At 41.6% G+C, this 17594-nt stretch carries 16 protein-coding genes and 1 tRNA gene; 14 read left to right on the top strand and 3 right to left on the bottom strand.

Annotation, left to right across the window (positions count from 1 at the left end; all coding sequences use genetic code 11):
* Positions 1-4: 4 nt before the first annotated feature.
* On the bottom strand, positions 5-346 hold the full coding sequence (locus ACYH0L_RS15945) for a MazG nucleotide pyrophosphohydrolase domain-containing protein (RefSeq protein WP_034316625.1): 342 nt from the start codon (positions 344-346) through the stop codon (positions 5-7).
* A 136-nt stretch (positions 347-482) separates the two neighbouring features.
* Here ACYH0L_RS15945 and ACYH0L_RS15940 point away from each other — a divergent pair, with 136 nt between their 5' ends.
* Complete coding sequence (locus ACYH0L_RS15940; RefSeq protein WP_099727970.1) at positions 483-1061, top strand: LOG family protein; 579 nt, start codon at positions 483-485, stop codon at positions 1059-1061.
* 56 nt (positions 1062-1117) lie between these two features.
* On the opposite strand, the gene clpP is transcribed toward ACYH0L_RS15940, so the two are convergent.
* On the bottom strand, positions 1118-1714 hold the full coding sequence (gene clpP, locus ACYH0L_RS15935) for an ATP-dependent Clp endopeptidase proteolytic subunit ClpP (protein ID WP_024719872.1): 597 nt from the start codon (positions 1712-1714) through the stop codon (positions 1118-1120).
* A gap of 253 nt (positions 1715-1967) precedes the next feature.
* Here clpP and ACYH0L_RS15930 point away from each other — a divergent pair.
* The 9 genes from ACYH0L_RS15930 to abc-f all read left to right on the top strand — a co-directional run bounded on the left by ACYH0L_RS15930 (position 1968) and on the right by abc-f (position 12441).
* Positions 1968-2043 (top strand) — tRNA-Arg (locus ACYH0L_RS15930).
* 929 nt (positions 2044-2972) lie between these two features.
* On the top strand, positions 2973-3836 hold the full coding sequence (locus ACYH0L_RS15925) for an aminoglycoside phosphotransferase family protein (protein WP_099727969.1): 864 nt from the start codon (positions 2973-2975) through the stop codon (positions 3834-3836).
* A 393-nt stretch (positions 3837-4229) separates the two neighbouring features.
* Positions 4230-5399 carry a macrolide family glycosyltransferase gene (locus tag ACYH0L_RS15920; protein WP_249704616.1) on the top strand — a complete coding sequence of 390 codons (1170 nt, stop codon included), beginning with the start codon at positions 4230-4232 and terminating at the stop codon, positions 5397-5399.
* Positions 5400-5521: 122 nt separating this feature from the next.
* Entirely contained in the window at positions 5522-7165 is a 1644-nt protein-coding gene (nikA, locus tag ACYH0L_RS15915) for a nickel ABC transporter substrate-binding protein (protein WP_367307967.1), read from the top strand.
* Positions 7166-7180: 15 nt separating this feature from the next.
* Positions 7181-8110: a nickel/cobalt ABC transporter permease gene (opp1B, locus tag ACYH0L_RS15910; RefSeq protein ID WP_099727966.1), complete on the top strand. Its 930-nt coding sequence runs from the start codon at positions 7181-7183 to the stop codon at positions 8108-8110.
* A gap of 5 nt (positions 8111-8115) precedes the next feature.
* Positions 8116-9003, top strand: coding sequence for a nickel/cobalt ABC transporter permease (gene opp1C, locus ACYH0L_RS15905; RefSeq protein ID WP_230030711.1), 888 nt, complete (start codon positions 8116-8118; stop codon positions 9001-9003).
* Positions 8966-9784 (top strand): ABC transporter ATP-binding protein, encoded by an 819-nt coding sequence (locus ACYH0L_RS15900; RefSeq protein ID WP_099727964.1) that lies wholly within the window; start codon positions 8966-8968, stop codon positions 9782-9784. Before opp1C ends, ACYH0L_RS15900 begins: the two co-directional genes overlap by 38 nt.
* Positions 9778-10548 (top strand): ABC transporter ATP-binding protein, encoded by a 771-nt coding sequence (locus ACYH0L_RS15895; RefSeq protein WP_099727963.1) that lies wholly within the window; start codon positions 9778-9780, stop codon positions 10546-10548. The genes ACYH0L_RS15900 and ACYH0L_RS15895 overlap by 7 nt, the downstream gene beginning before the upstream one ends.
* A 333-nt stretch (positions 10549-10881) precedes the next feature.
* Positions 10882-12441, top strand: coding sequence for a ribosomal protection-like ABC-F family protein (gene abc-f, locus ACYH0L_RS15890; RefSeq protein ID WP_482354491.1), 1560 nt, complete (start codon positions 10882-10884; stop codon positions 12439-12441).
* Between the two features lie 16 nt (positions 12442-12457).
* Here the strand turns inward: abc-f and ACYH0L_RS15885 are convergent, their stop codons facing one another.
* Positions 12458-13867 carry a polysaccharide deacetylase family protein gene (locus ACYH0L_RS15885; RefSeq protein WP_305881443.1) on the bottom strand — a complete coding sequence of 470 codons (1410 nt, stop codon included), beginning with the start codon at positions 13865-13867 and terminating at the stop codon, positions 12458-12460.
* A gap of 312 nt (positions 13868-14179) precedes the next feature.
* Between ACYH0L_RS15885 and ACYH0L_RS15880 the strand changes: the two genes are divergently transcribed.
* The 4 genes from ACYH0L_RS15880 to ACYH0L_RS15865 all read left to right on the top strand — a co-directional run bounded on the left by ACYH0L_RS15880 (position 14180) and on the right by ACYH0L_RS15865 (position 17516).
* Complete coding sequence (locus ACYH0L_RS15880) at positions 14180-15232, top strand: FecCD family ABC transporter permease (RefSeq protein WP_370461111.1); 1053 nt, start codon at positions 14180-14182, stop codon at positions 15230-15232.
* Complete coding sequence (locus ACYH0L_RS15875; protein WP_256499034.1) at positions 15229-16230, top strand: FecCD family ABC transporter permease; 1002 nt, start codon at positions 15229-15231, stop codon at positions 16228-16230. Before ACYH0L_RS15880 ends, ACYH0L_RS15875 begins: the two co-directional genes overlap by 4 nt.
* Before the next feature lie 18 nt (positions 16231-16248).
* Positions 16249-17148 (top strand): iron-hydroxamate ABC transporter substrate-binding protein, encoded by a 900-nt coding sequence (locus tag ACYH0L_RS15870; protein ID WP_371930243.1) that lies wholly within the window; start codon positions 16249-16251, stop codon positions 17146-17148.
* A 143-nt stretch (positions 17149-17291) separates the two neighbouring features.
* Positions 17292-17516: a phage holin gene (locus ACYH0L_RS15865; RefSeq protein ID WP_024423530.1), complete on the top strand. Its 225-nt coding sequence runs from the start codon at positions 17292-17294 to the stop codon at positions 17514-17516.
* Positions 17517-17594: the final 78 nt, after the last annotated feature.

The raw sequence follows: 17594 nt of genomic DNA, 5'->3' as shown, positions 1-17594 counted from the left end.
TTGGTCACGTGCTTTTTGCCTGTTCTATTTCAGTAGAAAAACGTTTTGTGAGTTTCTGTTGATGAGAGGCGAAAACCTCTTCTAATGTCACATCATAAAGATCAGCTAAAACGAGTAGATTCGCTAATACATCACCCATTTCTTCGATAAGGTCTTTCTTTAACTCTAGTGTCTCTTGTATTTTTTCATCAGGTCGATCACGCCCAATTTCTACGGCTCTAACGGCACGAGCGAGTTCTCCCGTTTCTTCCATAAGGAAGCCTAACCGAATAAACGGCCCGTATTTTGTCCAATTTCTCATTTCGTAAAACTCTTTAATCCACTTCTCTATCTCAGTTGTTTGCATTTTCTTTATACAGCTCCTTATATGGTGTTCGTTTTTTCATTTTACACTATATATAGACGGTGCGGCTGTTTCTTTACAATTAATTATAGTAGAATGAGTGGGTGAAGAAATCATAGAGAGAGATGGAGCTGTTTTGATGAAAACGATTTGTGTGTTTGCTGGTTCGAATCCAGGTGTGAATGACATCTACAAACAAAAGGCTGTCGAGCTGGGTGCTTATATGGCAGAGAAGGGCATTTGTCTTGTATACGGCGGTTCACGAATTGGACTAATGGGAGCCATTGCAGATGAGGTATTGAAAAATGGCGGGCAAGTCATTGGGGTCATGCCAAAAGGGCTTTTTAGAGGAGAGGTTGTGCATCAAGAGCTAACAGAATTAATAGAAGTAAAAGGGATGCATGAACGAAAAGCGAAAATGAGCGAGCTGGCCGATGGATTTATTGCCATGCCAGGCGGCTTTGGTACATATGAAGAATTATTTGAGGTGTTATGCTGGGCACAAATCGGGATTCACCAAAAGCCAATCGGATTGTATCAAGTGAATGACTATTTCAAGCCGCTCATTGACATGGTGAAGTTCAGTGTACAGGAAGGTTTTTCAAATGAATCACACCTTCAATTGTTACATGCCTCCAGTGAGCCGGAAGAATTGATTTCACAGATGGCTTCTTATCAAACACCATCTCTTCAGCAGAAATGGACGGAGCTGTCTTAAAGCATGTGAACAACAAAAAACCGTCTGTTCGAAGGAGCAGACGGTTTGTTTTGTCATTATTTTTGTTCTTCTGAATTACGGGTCAAGACTTTGTCAATGAGTCCGTATTGAAGAGCTTCTTCCGCTGTTTTGAAGTTGTCACGATCTGTATCGCGCTCAATCACTTCAATTGGCTGACCAGTACGTTCAGCAAGTACTTGGTTCAGTTTATCGCGTAAAGAAAGGATTCGTTTAGCCGCAATTTCAATTTCTGTCGCTTGACCTTGGGCTCCGCCTAATGGTTGATGAATCATCACTTCACTGTTTGGAAGGGCATAACGCTTACCTTTTTCACCAGCAGCAAGCAGGAACGCACCCATTGATGCAGCCATACCAATACAAATAGTTGATACCTTTGGTTTAATAAATTGCATCGTATCGTAAATGGCCATACCAGCTGTGATAGAACCGCCAGGGCTGTTAATGTAGATAGAGATATCTTTCTCTGGATCTTCGGCTTCCAAGAAAAGAAGCTGTGACACGATGGAGTTGGCAACATTGTCATCGATCGCAGAACCAAGCATGATAATACGGTCTTTTAAAAGACGAGAATAAATGTCGTAAGCTCTTTCCCCACGATTTGTTTGTTCAATGACTGTAGGTATTAAATTCATAATGTTCCTCCTTCACCTTTTAGGTAAGTATGTAATTCAATGATACATTTTTGGTCAATAAAGGTCAAACAAAATGCTGACCTAAAATCAAATACCTCTATCCATTTTCCCCAAAACCCTTCCACTTCAAACCATCATATGAATATATGTATTTGAAAGAAGAAAATACATGGGCAGGTCTGATGATTAATCATTGCTTTCTTGCAGCATTTCCCTTATAATTTGATATGCTGACGTTCAAAAAACATATCGTGCGCTCGTAGCTCAGTTGGATAGAGCGGTGGTTTCCGGTACCACGTCTGCCGGGGGTTCGAATCCCTCCGAGCGCGTCTATAGTATCCAATAGGATTCGATTTATCATTTGTGAAAAAGCTGAAAACCCTTTGAAATAAAGGGTTTTCTTTGTTTTTTATGGAATTACGTGAGTAAACGTTAGAAAACGATATTATTTCATTTTGCACAAATTTTTCACTTGTGGCTCTTTCGAGTGATAACATTTTTTGAAACAAATCCAAAGTGTTTTTAGTATCTTCTTCTCTAAGCTCCTTCACCACATGAGAATAATATCTAAGGGTTGTGTCAATGCTAGCATGTCCTAGCTTTTCTGAAACATAATAAATAGATATTTTCTTGTAATGAAGTATACTGCATGGGTGTGTCTAAAACCATGAATTGTTCCAGGTTCAATTTTTAAGTCGTTCAAATGTTAATACTTTTTTAGGGTTTGTAGGACTAATAAAATAAGCTCATAAGGGTTTGGTGTTATTTCTTTGAAAAAATCTTTAAACAATTTCATTGTTTCAATATACATTTTAATGACTCTGTTAGAAGGGTCATTTTTTGTGGACTAAAAACCTTTTCCTGTCTTGTAGTCCCATGTTCGTGAAATGTTGTTTTCTTCATATCTAATTTCTTCAATAACTCCGCTGGATTTTAAAAAATATTTAATTAAACACCCAGATGATGCTAAAAGATATTGAGATTTAAAAATAAAATTATCAAAACAGTTTCCTGAAAATCATTATAAGTATCAAACTGAAAAACAGAAATTTGTTAATGAGTTAGTGGAAAAGGCAAGAAATTGGGTAAATTCTTATTAAGTTAACGGGTGCAATAGTCCAGGAAGGCTTATCGCTTTTTTGTAGAAGTTATTAACGGAGAGTTTAGTTGTAGAAATGTTGTAATATAGATTTTGTTTAAAAAGATGTGGCTTTTTAACAATAAAATGGAGATCGGTTATAAATAGGGGGGAAGTTTGATGTTAAATCGTGTCATTCAACAATTTGGATTGAAGGTACTATCAATGAATGAGGTTGAAGACTCTCATAGTTCAACAGTTTATAAATGTATTTTGTCTAATGGTGATAAAGTTTTTTTGAAAATTCCTTTTACAAAATTGAAGTATCAGCGAGAATTAGAAGCCTATGAAATTTTAAAAGGAAGTGTCTCTATTCCTGAAATGATGGATTATTGGACAGGTGATGAGGATTGTCCAGGTGCTTTTTTATTATCTGAATTAAAAGGGAAACCGTTAACATCTAATGCTACACCAACAATAGCGTTCCAAGTTGGGGTCCTTCAGGCTGAAATGCATTCTATTCGTCCTCTTTCTGAGCAAATGTTAACTTGTATAAAAAATGAATTTCCGAACTGGTCTCATTTTGTTGAACAGAAATTTTATAGTTTTGCTGAAGATGTAAGAGATATTTTGGATGAACAATTATACAAAAAAGCCATTGAAAAATTTGAAAAGATGAAACAAAAACTTCCGTCTCCAGATGGACCAAGCTTTGTACATATGGATTTTCGTCCAGCAAATATAATTGTTGATAATGATAAAGTTTCAGGAATAATAGATTTTGAAAGCGTAAGATTTGGTTCAACAGAAGTCGATTTTACCAAACTGTATCGTGATTTTTTAAGTTATGATGTTAGCTTGTATAATGCATACCAAGAAGGCTATAACAGTATCAGGCCATTAATTGACCTGGAGAATGTGTTACCTTTTTATCGATTTACAGATGCATTCAATAGTATTGGATGGTCTAAACGCCGAGGAATTGAAAAAAATGCTTTGTTTTTAGAAGAAAATTTGTCAAGATTGAAAAAATGGTTACTATAATATAAGTTGATTTCTCTCTACATCAGAATATTAAATAATATATCGTGGAATGTGAAGGAATGTACTTAAATTAACGGGTGTTATTTTTAATAAGCACCCAATATGAAAAGACTTTTATTGTAAACATAGCAGTGGAATATATTAACAAAATTTATTCAACTAACATCTATCGTGTTGGTTAAAGTAATATCATTCTAATATACATTAAAAATGCTGCTCAAATCATAAGTTCAAAAAGACAAAGCTCTTACAGGAGGCTTTGTCTTTTTTTCTTGTATCTTCTTAAAATACTGGCCATAAGACTCATTTCTTCCCTTTTTAGGCGTATTTGTTGAGGTTGCTGGCTGTATATGATTAACATGGAAGGGAATTGACAATGAGGAGGGATTTCTTGTGGCGAAGATTTTATTGATTACGTTTCCAGCTGAAGGACATGTGAACCCCATGTTAGGGATCATAAAAGCATTGACGGATCGAGGTGATGAAGTTCATGCGGTCACAACTGAACATTATCAGGAACGAATCAAACGCTTAGGCGCTCACGTACATATACATCCAGACTATATTCGCACATTAAGTGTGGAAGAAGACGATTTAGATTCCATGCAGCCATTCTTTCATGCAATGCTGCAAACGTCATTAGATATTTTAGAGGTGGTGGAAACACTTTCTCAGCAGCATTCCTTTGATTTGGTCTATTTCGATATGTTTGGGGCAGGCGAGCTTGTTCGAGATTACTTACAGATTCCAGGGATCGGTTCGAACCCTTCTTTTGTGCTGCAAGAGGCGCATTTTGATACACCTCTATATAGAAAGGATGAGAAGGCCGCTCATCTGTTAGAAGAAATAAATGAACGTTTTGGGGTACAGCCGAAGCGTTTGATGCAATTCATGAAAAACCGCGGAGAACTGAATATGGTGTATACAAGCGAATATTTTCAGCCGTCTGTCGATGCATTAAACGATTCGTTTGTCTTCATTGGGCCGAGCTTTCTAAAACGAGCAGATCAGCACCCATTCCCGCTGGAAGTACTTGAGCAAGAAAAAGTCGTCTTTATTTCGATGGGTACAGTTCTTGGGGATACAGAAGCATTTTTTAATCTGTGTATTGATGCTTTTGCAGACTTTGATGGAAAAGTGGTCATCGCAACAGGTGAAAAAATTGATAGGTCTCTCTTAAAAGAGGCGCCGACTCATTTTCTGATCGAGCCTTATGTACCGCAGCTTGAAGTGCTCGAACTAACAGATGTGTTTGTGACACACGGCGGAATGAACAGTGTCAATGAAGGCATTCATTATCACGTTCCGATGGTGGTCATTCCGGTCGACAAAGATCAGCCGATGGTGGCACAAAGGCTGACGGAATTATCCGCTGCTCGGACGCTTGATAAAGACCAGCTGACGACAAAGCAGCTAAGAGATACTGTGGAGACTGTTCTGGAAAGTGACACGTACCGTGCCGGGATTGAAAAAATTGAAGAAAGCTTCCAAACAGCAGGTGGAACAGAAAAAGCATTACGTGTGATCGATCAATTTATGCAGGCGAAACAGACTCAATCATGAGTCTGTTTTTTTGATGAAAAAAGACATTGTATTTCCCATTTCTGTATGCTAATATTCAATTCGTAATCATTTCGATTAAAAATCGAAATGATTACGATAATATCAAATTGGGGGAAGTACATATGAATGATCAAGCTGTTTACATAAAGAAGAAATATGAGAAAAAGCATCCCTATGTGACATATACCTTGATGCTGTTTTCAGTCATGGCTTGTTTTTTATTGGCATCATGCTCTGAAAATAAGGCATCTTCCAGCTTACATGACCGAGAAGAAGATGAGCTAGTGTATGCAAGTACAAAAGATATAAGGGACATTAATCCCCATCTATATGGCGGAGAGATGGCCGCTCAAAATATGGTATTTGAATCGCTTGTCGTCAATACAGACAAAGGAGTTCAACCAGCCCTAGCTAAAAGCTGGGACATTTCAAAAGATGGAAAGACCTACACCTTTCACCTTCGAAAAGACGTGACTTTTTCAGATGGTGAGCCGTTTAATGCGAAGGCAGTGAAAATGAATATTGATGCAGTTGTCAAAAATATTGAAAAGAACGCTTGGCTCAATCTCGTATCAGAAATCAAATCCACAAAGGCTGTAGATGAACATACATTTGTTCTCACGTTGAAAGAACCTTATTACCCAACTTTAGAAGAGCTAGGCTTAACTCGCCCCTTCCGTTTTATTTCTCCAAAAAGCTTCGTTGATGGGACCACAGCAAAAGGAGTCAAAGAGTATGCAGGGACAGGTCCTTATGTGTTAAAGGAACATAAAAAAAATCAATACGCCGTGTTTGAAGTAAATGATCACTATTGGGGGGAAAAGCCCAAGATTTCAACAGTGAAGTGGAAGGTCATGCCGGATCATCAAACGATTTTACTTGCGCTCCAAAAAGGAGAGATTGATCTCTTATTTGGAGCAGATGGTGACATGATCGACGGAGACTCATTTCAGGCGTTAAAGGAAGCGGGCCAATACGGTGTGACCGTGAGTCCTCCTGTTGGTTCAAGATCTATTGTGATCAACTCCAATCAACCCGTCACAAAAGATCCAAAAGTAAGAGAAGCATTTCAATACGCCATTCAAAAAGAAATGATTACAGAAGGGATTTTAAATGGAACGGAACAAGTAGCACACACGCTGCTTGCCTCGTCAGTCCCTTATGCAGATATCCCGCTTAAAAAGAAAACCTATCAAAAAAAGAAAGCAGAGGCATTACTGGATGAGGCAGGCTGGAAGCTAAAAGAAGACGGCTATCGCTATCAAAAAGACAAACCACTAAGCGTGACCATTTATTATAATTCGGATAATGCAGGCGAAAGAACGATTAGTGAATCGATTCAACATGACTTCAAGCAGGTTGGGATCAAGCTGGATATTAGAGGAGAAGAAAAACAGGCGTTTTTAGATCGTCAAAAAACAGGAAAGTTTGATCTGATGTACTCTCTATCGTGGGGACTTCCTTATGATCCACAAACTTACGTCTCTTCATTCCGTGTTGCATCTCATGCTGATTATCAAGCCCAATTAGGCTTGAAAAAGAAAAAGTGGCTAGATGAGACAATTACGAAGGTATTGGTGGAACCAGATGAGCAAAAGAGAAAACAAATGTACCGAGAAATTTTGACGTATATTCATGATGAAAATGTCTACATCCCAATCTCTTACTCTGTGACAAAGGCCGTTTATAATAAGCGCCTTAAAGGTGTAGGTTTTCATGTATCACAGTATGAGATTCCCTTTGACCGATTGTATTTTTCGTCTTAAACCGGAGGCGGAGACATGACACACTATATCTTAAAACGAATATTGCTGCTTTTCCCACTCATTGTCTTCATCACCTTCTTTGCGTTTGTGTTACTTACGATGCGGGCAAGTGATCCAGCTGAGGTCGCTTTGCGTGTGAATCAAGTGACCCCAACAGAAGAAATGATTGAATCGATGCGACAAGAGCTAGGCTTAGATCAACCATTTTTCATACGCTATGCCACATGGCTTAAAGATGGATTAACAGGTGATTTTGGCAACAGCTATGTCACACAGGAGCCGGTTTTTGATCTCATTATGGAGGCGCTGCCTGCCACATTGAAGCTTGCAGGAGCAGCGCTCTTCTTCATCATTGTGTTGAGTTTATTATTCGGAATGGTATGTGCGTATGCGGCTCATACCTGGGTGGACCGAATACTGAGAGCCTTTGTGTTTATCACAGCTTCAATGCCTAGTTTTTGGTTGGGAATTTTGTTTATTTGGCTTTTTTCTGTCAAATTCAACTGGGTCAATACGAGTGGAATGGAAGGTTTCAAATCTATTCTTCTACCAGCTATCACACTATCACTTGGCTACTTATCGACCTATGTGAGACTGATTCGAAATCAAATCCTAAAGTTTCAGCACGAGCCATTTGTTTTTTATGCAAGAGCCCGTGGTTTAAAGGAACGTACTATTCAATTGAAAGTCATGAGACATGCGCTTCAACTAGCGGTGACAGCACTTGGCATGTCTATTCCAAAGCTCATTGCTGGAACCGTCATTATTGAAAATCTTTTTGCTTGGCCAGGGGTTGGACGGTTGTGTGTGACGGCTATTTTCCACGCCGATTTCCCGATTATTCAAGCCTATTTGTTTGTGATGGGGTTCCTGTTTGTTGTGTGCAACCTCATCGCTGATGTTATGCAAATGATCATGAACCCGCAGTTAAGAAAGGAGGGCTGAGAAAGATGATAGGGTGGAATCAATTAAGAAAAGACCGTATGGCCATTCTTTCTATCTGGCTATTAGCACTTGTCGCATTAGCTGGACTGTTTGCACCAGTGTTAGCACCACATGACCCGACAGATACGAACATTCTTCAAAAATATGCCGGCGTCAGTCTTACTTATCCGCTCGGAACGGATCAGCTGGGGAGATGTGTATTGTCGCGGCTTTTATATGGCATTCGCACAACGATGCTTGCGGCCATGCTGACGATGTGTATCACGATGCTCATTGGCAGCATACTGGGACTCATGGCCGGCTTTTTTCGAGGAAAGGTTGATGGAGTTTTGATGAGGCTGTGTGATGTCATGCTGTCCTTTCCAGCAGAGGTGATGATCCTTGCCATTGTGGGAATATTGGGACCTGGACTTTTCAATATTATTCTGGCCAATGTCCTTGCGAAATGGGCCTGGTATACAAGAATGATTCGTTCGTCTGTCCTGCAATATGCGAATGAGCCATCTGTTCAGTTTGCAAAAGTGTCTGGTGGTTCCCCCTTTTACATACTGAGGAGACATCTATTCCCTCGCATCTCAGGAGAAATCGCTGTCTTTGCTACACTTGATGCGGGGTGGGTGATTTTAAATATATCCGCTCTGTCTTTTCTTGGGTTAGGTGTGAGTGCACCTACACCGGAATGGGGCATGATGCTAAACGAGGCGAAGAATGTCATGGTGACACACCCAGCTCATATGCTCGCGCCTGGACTTGCCATCTTATTCGTGGTCATGGCGCTGAACTTTTTAGGAGATAGTCTGCAGCAGGCCACGAACCCTGCTATGCATCATATCAACAAAAAAGGGGGGAAACCATTTGCCTTTCATCGACGTAAAAAATCTGTCCGTACATGATCCAGTAAAGCAAAAGAATTTGGTGGCGAATATCACGTTTTCATTACAACAACAACGCTGTTTAGCCGTTATTGGAGAAAGTGGAAGCGGAAAATCAACCGTCGCAAAAGCGTTAATTGGCTTGATCCCTCCTTCGCTGGAAGTGGGAGGAGCGATCATGTTTGACGGTGAGAAATTGACAAGTCAGGCGGTAGAGCAGTGGCGAGGAAAACGAATTGGCTTCATCTCACAGGATGCCATGAATGCGTTCAATCCCATCGAAACCATTGGTCATCAAATGATGGAAACGTTTCAGCGGCATTTGGGCTTACGCGGGAAAGAAGGAAAAGCCCAAGCCATCACTGGACTGGAGCTTGTCCATTTAAGAAATCCACATCAATTGATGAAAAAATATCCTCATGAGCTGTCTGGCGGCATGCTGCAGCGTGTCATGATTGCGATCACGATGATGCTTTCTCCTGACGTGATCATTGCGGATGAGCCAACTGCGTCGCTTGATGCATACAATCGGCGTGAGGTCATCATGCAATTACAGAGGCTGAAAGAAGAAACAGGTGCTGCCTTGATCATCATTTCGCATGATTTAGGCGTCGTTCAGGCGATCGCTGACGAGTTGATGGTGATGCATCAAGGAGTGATGCTTGAGCATCGCGCAGCTGAGAAGATATTCACATCACCCGAGCATCCCCAAACAAAGCATTTACTAGAGACGAGACTTCGCTTATCTGCCCCCCTTGAAGCACTTAGACAGCAGAAGAGAGTGAGGGCGTTCCCATGTTGATCACAGCCAATCAATTACGCAAACATGGAGAGGCGAAAGGTTTTTTCTCTCATCAAAAGGAATCAAAAGCACGAATATCAAACGTATCGTTTCAAATCGAAAAAGGACAATGTATCGGGTTAGTCGGTGAGAGCGGAAGTGGCAAAAGTACATTAGCACGTATCCTGCTCGGTTTAGAAAAGTTAGATGGTGGAGAGGTATTGATTGATGGGAGGCCAGCTCACATATGGAGGAAGAAGAATCGGGGGAAAATGAGCGTTGTCTTTCAGGATTATCTATCTTCTGTCCATCCATCCTTTACGGTGAAAGAAATCATTGCTGAACCCATGCGATTGTTAAAGCATGAAAAGAATATGGATCAGAAAGTATTGTCATTGCTTGAGCAAGTCAGGCTTCCCTCGTCTTTGCTGAATCATTATGCCCATCAGCTAAGCGGGGGGCAGCTCCAGCGGGTTTGCATAGCAAGAGCCATATCCACGAATCCAGCAATTCTCATATTAGATGAAGTCCTTAGCTCACTTGATGTCTCTGTTCAGGTACAAATATTGGAGCTGCTTGAGACACTAAAACAAGAATTAGACATGACCATCCTGATGATTACGCATGATGTAGAGGCAGCGGTGTATCTATGTGACAGGCTCCTTTTTTTACATGAAGGGTTACTTGTGGAAGAATGTACAAATGACCAGCTGTTTGAAGCGACCCATCCATTTACGCTCAAGCTGCTGGACTCACTCATGCCTTTTCAGCTTGACAAAAAATAACCAATCTTTTATCGTATACGTAACAAACGACGGAAGGGTGACCCAATGCAATGAAGTACTAATCCTATGACCTGTAAGCAAAATGAAAGAACGAAGGCAATGAGCAAACGACATGTGTTGCTATGTTTGCTGCGTTTTCATTTTTTAGCTTCGGAATAGGATGGTACAGCTTGGGAATCAAAGAATGAGGGGATTGATACGGGGATGTGTGTGTTCATTCGATGAACAGCACGTCATTCTGTATCAATACGCTTATTTTTGTACACCATTTTGCCCCCTATTCTGAGAATGGGAGGCTTTTTCATGTCTCCTGATACGAAAGGAGAGGGTTGGATGTTACTCAGAGCCAATCAGTTAAAGGTATTTCGAAAGGATCGGTTGTTATTTGATATTGAGGAGCTTGCCATCCATCAAGGCGATCGCATTGGTCTAGTGGGGGCAAATGGCAGTGGGAAAACGACTTTATTGCATGTGCTGGCAGGTCAAGAAAAACCAGACAGTGGAACGTTTGCTGCCACAACGACCTGTACTTTGCTTCCACAGCTGAAAACAGCTGATGGCAGACAGAGTGGTGGAGAGATGACCCAGACTTATATTGAAAGAGCCTTAAGCCGTCCGTCTGCCCTTTTATTAGCAGATGAACCGACGACTCATTTAGATACAGAGCACATTGAGTGGCTGGAAGAGAAGCTGCGTGATGATCAAGGTGCCCTCATTGTCGTTTCACATGATCGTGCTTTTTTAGATGCGCTATGTACAGAGATTTGGGAGCTGGATGATGGGGTGCTCAAGCAATACAAGGGCAGCTACACGCATTTTGCACAGCAAAAAGAGCTGGCGCATCGTCAGCAGATGGAAGCCTATGAAGCTTATACACAAAAGAAAAAGCAGTTAGAGCATGCGCTGCAAAAGAAAATGAAAAAAGCGGACAAAGCCACAAAGCCATCACAGAAGCTGAAATCCTCAGGGCCCAAAATTGCAAAGCCCTACTATGCAAATAAGCAAAAAAAGCTTCAAAAAACAGCCAAATCCATTGAAACAAGAATGGAGAAATTAGAAAAGGTTGGGAAAGTAAAAGACGTCCAGCCCATTCAAATGACTCAGCATACGATGAAAGAAGTAGCAAGCCGAACCATCCTGCGTGTGAAAAATATAGATGGCAAGGCGGGTGATAAAGTTCTTTGGAAGCAGGCGAATGTGGAAGTGAGAGGCGGAGACAAAGTCGCCATCATCGGAAAGAACGGGAGCGGCAAAACGACATTTCTTCGAATGCTAGTGAATGGACATCCCGGTGTTTCTCATTCAGAATCTATCAAATTAGGCTATTTTAGTCAGGATCTTTCAGGACTGAAGGTAGATGAATCGATTTTACAAAATGTGCTTAGAGAGGCCGTTCAAGATGAGACAGTGGTTCGAACGGTTTTAGCGAGACTAGGGTTTCGGGGAGATGATGTGTATAAGCTTGCTAGTGTGTTAAGCGGAGGAGAACGGGTGAAGACCATGCTTGCGTCATTGCTCGTCAGTGATGCCAATGTCCTCATGCTGGATGAACCGACGAACTTTTTAGATCTTGCGGCAGTAGAAGCGCTTGAAGGTCTATTGAAGGATTACCCAGGTACAGTTGTGTTTGTCTCCCACGACCGCAGACTCATTGAGGAGGTTGCCACTCGTATTCTGCATGTTCACGAAGAACGCATTGAAGGGTTTGATGGCACATATGAAGAGTATAGACAAAAGGAAGAAAAACCACCTGTTACAAAGAGAGAAGAGGAGCTTCTGTTGATTGATATGCAGCTGTCTGAAGTGCTCAGTCGCTTAAGTATAGAGCCTTCTCAGGAGCTTGAAGAGACATTTCAAGCATTATTGAAAAGAAAGAAGTCTTTGGAGTCATAAAAAGAAACCCCTGTGTTTACTGCACAGGGGCCTGTTCATTTCGTTCCTTTTTTAATTGTTCTAGTTCACTGACTGTGACAAGCTGGTAGCCTTGTTTGGTGAGCTCATGTATGATCTTCACTGCTGCTCGAGCTGAGCTTTCATAGATATCGTGCATTAATACCGTTCTGCCATCTGCTGCATGTGAGAGAACGTGGCTTGTGATCTGCTGGCTGTTACGAATTTTCCAATCCTCAGGATCAACATCCCACAAAGAAACTTTCATATCAACCGCTTGATTGATGTCTTGATTTGTTCCTCCATATGGCGGTCTAAAGTGTGTAGGTGTATAACCGCTAGCTTTCTCAATCAGCTGCTGCGTGTCCTTTACCTGTTTCACCGCTTGCTTGAGAGGCAGTCTTGTTAATAAAGGATGGTTGTAAGAATGGTTTCCAATCTCATTCCCGCCTTTTAAAATGTTAGCAAGCATTCCAGGATAGTACTGGACCCTGCTGCCTAATACGAAAAAGGTGGCGTGTCCTTTATTTTCCTTCAGCGCATCTAAGATTTTTGTCGTTGTCGCTGGATTCGGACCATCATCAAATGTGAGTGCGATGGCTTTTTTGTTCGGATCAAGCTTTGATTTTTGCGGCAGCTTAACGGCTTTTCTTTTAGGGTTCGGTTCTTTGATTTCATTCTGATTTTTGGTCTTATTTATATATTCTGGCTTCAAGATATCTTTCAGCAAAGTCTTTTTGATCGCGAGCGTTTGCGGACCAAGATCCTCTGCGGCTACTTGAGAAGCTGGGAAATAAAACTCTACATATTTCTCTTTCAAGGCAAATTGACTGAAGTTTTGAGCAGTAGGGGCTGTTCCTTTCTGAAGGAGAGAGTGATCCTTAGCCAAGGTTTTGTCCTTTCGAAGCTCCGTGTATGTAATATAGGATAATTTCTTTAAATAATTGGTTTTAGGCAGAAATAAATCTTTTGTGTCAAGAAAGGTTTTTTTCTGAAAATCAAAATTGATCGTTAGATGATTAGTAGTCCCATTTTGCTGACCTGTATAGGTATAGGTTGTAAAGTGAATGGCAGCGGATTGTTTCGCATAATGCACCATATCATAATCAATATTCAGTTCAAAGCGTTTATTTTCATCGATGTCCTTTGCTTCACTGAATGTCTTTTTGAAATGCTCTAATGCTGAATTTGCATAGCTTTGAATCTTGTCATCTAGCTCTTTTTGGTGAAAAAGAGGATAGTTGACTGCATATCTCATAAATTTCCCGTCATTTACGAGAGTGACTATTTCGACATTTTTATAGTTCGTATCCTGCTTCACATTTTTCTTCTCTGTACCGCTTGCTTGTTGGTTTTGAAAGAAAGCAACTGCTCCAATGACGATCGCAAGCGCAAATAAGATGATACTCCATTTTCCCTTTACTGACACAACTTTCAAATCTCCTCTCATGACGGGTCATTCTTTATCAGTTTGACATCTGTTTGTAATATTTTTATAACATTTGACTTACTTTTGTAATTTTAGGTGATTTTCATGCGGAATGTCAACTATTTTACTATTAAACTATCGGAAAAAATGATAGGTCTTTCAGAATGAAAAAAAAGCAGAGGAAAAGAATCATCTCATCTTGTTGTCTCACACATACCTTCAATAATTAAAAAATGTGGTGTACATTGATTTTTCAGAGGCTGGCGGCTATAATTTTGATGATTATGATTCTCATTTTCAAATTGACTTTTAATGAAGAAAAGGATGACACCGATTTTGCACGATAAGCGAACACTTCAACAAAAACGATCATCACGTATTCTGTTCTTTTTGATATTTTTTCTCGCAGTCATTGGTTTGCTTACTGCTATGTTTTTTGCTGTTTCTTACGGTGCAAAAACATTGTCTCTGCAAACGGTTTGGACAGCTGTATTTGACTACCAGTCAGATGTAACAGAGCAGCAGATCATCCATGAATTAAGACTTCCGCGTGTTCTAGGCGCAGCCCTTGTTGGAGCAGCCTTTGCTGTAGCGGGTGCTCTCATGCAGGGCATCACAAGAAACCCGCTGGCAGATGCGGGGATTTTGGGCATTAATGGCGGTGCGATGTTTGTTGTCGCTCTCTGTTTTGCTTTTTTCCCAGGCATGCCTTATTCAGCGCTCATGTTTTTTTCTTTTATCGGTGCTGTACTGAGTACGCTGCTCATCTTTGCCATTGGGGCAGCTGGTGGTGTATTGACACCGATGCGCCTGACTGTTGCGGGAGCAGTTGTTGCCGCGTTGCTTCATGCGCTCAGCTCTGGGATCGCCATTTATTTTGATTTGAGTCAGGATCTGGCTTTTTGGTATGCAGGCGGTGTGGCTGGTGTGAAATGGCCGCAGCTGACGATTCTCGCCCCGGTTATTCTGATTGTGATCGTATGGGCGATGCTATTAGGGCGTTCACTGTCGCTACTATCGCTCGGTGAAGATGTAGCGGCGAATTTAGGGGTGAAAACACGACAAGTGCGAATACTAGGAATGGCAGCTGCTGTCTTATTAGCAGGGGTTTCTGTATCAGCAGTTGGGTCCATTGGGTTTGTCGGGCTCGTCATCCCGCATATTGCACGCAGGCTGGTTGGTGTAAACTATCGTTTCGTCATTCCGATGTCAGCGATTTTAGGCGCTATGCTGCTTGTCTTCGCTGATCTTGCCAGCCGCACAGTGAATCCGCCAAGAGAGCTTGCCATTGGCGTGATGGTGGCACTTGTCGGTGTTCCTTTCTTCTTATATATTGCCAGAAAAGAAGGGAGGAACCTGTCATGAAGGAGAAACAGCGTGCTCTTGTTGTGACAGTCGTCTTGCTTTGTCTGAGTGCTGCTGTGATGCTGTATAGTTTAAATACCGGCACGCTGAAACTCAGTCCCATCGTTGTCGTCAAAACCTTATTTGGCTTTGGGGATTTCCAAAGCGAAACGGTGCTGTTTGACTATCGTCTGCCACGAATTGTGGTGACCATTCTAGCGGGAATTGGTCTTGGCATCGCAGGCGGCATTTTGCAGAGTTTATCTCGTAATCCACTGGCCGATCCTGGGATTATTGGACTGAATGCAGGGGCAGCATTTGGCTTAATTATTTTTGTGACGTATTTCCATGCACTTGAAGGCAATCCATCTCTTCTTATTCCGCTCTTTACATTTGGTGGTGGAATGCTTGCGGCAGCGGTCATCGTGCTCCTTGCGTATGACCGGCATGAAGGGCTTGTTCCCATCCGGCTGATCCTAGTAGGAATCGCGGTTGCGGCGGGATTTAGTGCATTGACCTTATATTTGTCATTGAAGCTTGATGAAGATACATACACGTTTGCTTCAAGATGGCTTGTGGGCAATGTATGGGGGAGAGACTGGATTCATGTATTAGCGCTTCTGCCTTGGATTGTATGCCTTGTGCCGCTTACGCTTATGCAGTCAAGCACGCTTAATGCATTGACGTTAGGAGATGCTGTCGCCTCAAGTGTAGGTGTACGTGTCCAGCGTAAACGCCTCTTTTTGCTTACCTTAGCTGTTGGCCTGGCTAGTGCAAGTGTTTCGATGACAGGCGGAATTGGCTTTATTGGCCTCGTCGCCCCGCATTTGGCCAGGCGGCTTGTCGGGTCACTGCATCAGTATTTTTTACCGGTTAGTGCGCTGCTTGGTTTGTTGATTTTGGTCAGCGCCGATACAATCGGACGTTCCATATTTGCTCCAAATGCCATACCAGCGGGTGTGGTTGTGGCCTTTATCGGAGCCCCTTATTTTCTCTATTTATTGACAAAAACGAAATAAAAAATGAAAGAGGAACCCATCATGAAAAAATTACTTGTGTTTGGTTTAACGATCTGTTTCTTGCTTCTTGCCGCTTGCGGTCAACAGGAAACAAAAAATACGACAAATCAAAATGATCATGGAACACCTAAGATTGCTTCTTTGTCTATTCATTTAACAAATGACTTACTAGCACTCGGTATCAAGCCCGCCGGCTCTGTCGTAGGAGGAGACTTAAAAGATTTCCTTCCACATGCGAAAAAGCAGCTGAGCCATACGAAGAAGCTCGGCATTGCAGCAGATCCAGACATGGAGTCACTGCTTGCTTTAAAACCAGATGTCATTTATGTCGATGAAGAACTAGCTGGACAAGACTTATCGAAATACAAGAAAATTGCCAAGACCGAAGTGTTTAATTTAAATGATGGCACGTGGCGGGATCATTTGAAAAAAATCGGCAAGCTCGTCAATAAAGAAAAAGAAGCCGATCAATATATCAAGGATTACAATCAAGAAGCTAAAGAAGTGAAATCACTCATCCACCATAAGATTGGAAACGGAAAAGTAATGGCGATCCGTGTGACAGCAAAGGAGCTTCGAGTATTTAGCATGAAGCGTCCAATGGGTCCTATTTTATACGAAGATTTAGGTCTCACGCCTGTCGATGGTGTGAAAAAGCTGGACAGCAAAAGACCATTCGAAGTGATTTCTCAAGAGGTTCTTCCTGACTATGATGCAGATGCTATTTTTGTCGTCGTCAACCGTGACGATAAAGCGCAGCAGGCATTCAAACAGTTAGAACAGACACCGATCTGGAAAGGCCTAAAAGCCGTGAAGAAAAACCAAGTCTATCCGATCGCTGATCAGCCATGGCTTGATTACTCAGCACTAGGCAATAAAATGGCATTGGATGAAGCAAAAGAGATGTTTTCTAAATAAAAAGCACATGAATCAAGGCATCATTCCGCACATAGGAATGATGTCTCTTTTTTTGATTCGTTCTTCTATTCATTCGCTTTTTGCATACATATGAGAGGGAACGAGCAGTACCGCCCGCGTGAAGGGGAAAGGGAGGGATACAGTTGGAAGTTCAAAAAATTAGTGCAGGTACGATTGCAAGGCTTGTGCTGCTTTTGTTAGCGCTTGTTAACAGTGCTCTAACCGCTGCGGGAAAAAGCCCAATTCCTATTGATGAAGAAGGTGTTCAGCAATTCATCACCTTAGCTTTTCTTGGGATTACATCACTATGGGCCTATTGGAAAAACAATGATATTACGAAAAAAGCACGAACAAAAAAAGAAGAATAAGAGAAAACAGAGCCTTTTCATGATATAAGGCTCTGTTTCATCGAAGCGTCAAACGCCTCTCCCCGCAATTTGATTCTT

This window comes from Bacillus sp. MC1252 (assembly GCF_056838025.1).
The sequence above is the reverse complement of the archived record's forward strand: the minus strand, read 5'-3'. Positions and strand labels throughout refer to the sequence as shown.

Excerpts from the sequence above, each read along its gene's own strand:
- ACYH0L_RS15945 (WP_034316625.1), bottom strand. The coding sequence starts at position 346 with ATGCAAACAACTGAGATAGAGAAGTGGATTAAAGAGTTTTACGAAATG.
- ACYH0L_RS15940 (WP_099727970.1), top strand. The coding sequence starts at position 483 with ATGAAAACGATTTGTGTGTTTGCTGGTTCGAATCCAGGTGTGAATGAC.
- clpP (WP_024719872.1), bottom strand. The coding sequence starts at position 1,714 with ATGAATTTAATACCTACAGTCATTGAACAAACAAATCGTGGGGAAAGA.
- ACYH0L_RS15925 (WP_099727969.1), top strand. The coding sequence starts at position 2,973 with ATGTTAAATCGTGTCATTCAACAATTTGGATTGAAGGTACTATCAATG.
- nikA (WP_367307967.1), top strand. The coding sequence starts at position 5,522 with ATGAATGATCAAGCTGTTTACATAAAGAAGAAATATGAGAAAAAGCAT.
- opp1B (WP_099727966.1), top strand. The coding sequence starts at position 7,181 with ATGACACACTATATCTTAAAACGAATATTGCTGCTTTTCCCACTCATT.
- opp1C (WP_230030711.1), top strand. The coding sequence starts at position 8,116 with ATGATAGGGTGGAATCAATTAAGAAAAGACCGTATGGCCATTCTTTCT.
- ACYH0L_RS15895 (WP_099727963.1), top strand. The coding sequence starts at position 9,778 with ATGTTGATCACAGCCAATCAATTACGCAAACATGGAGAGGCGAAAGGT.
- abc-f (WP_482354491.1), top strand. The coding sequence starts at position 10,882 with ATGTTACTCAGAGCCAATCAGTTAAAGGTATTTCGAAAGGATCGGTTG.
- ACYH0L_RS15880 (WP_370461111.1), top strand. The coding sequence starts at position 14,180 with ATGAAGAAAAGGATGACACCGATTTTGCACGATAAGCGAACACTTCAA.
- ACYH0L_RS15875 (WP_256499034.1), top strand. The coding sequence starts at position 15,229 with ATGAAGGAGAAACAGCGTGCTCTTGTTGTGACAGTCGTCTTGCTTTGT.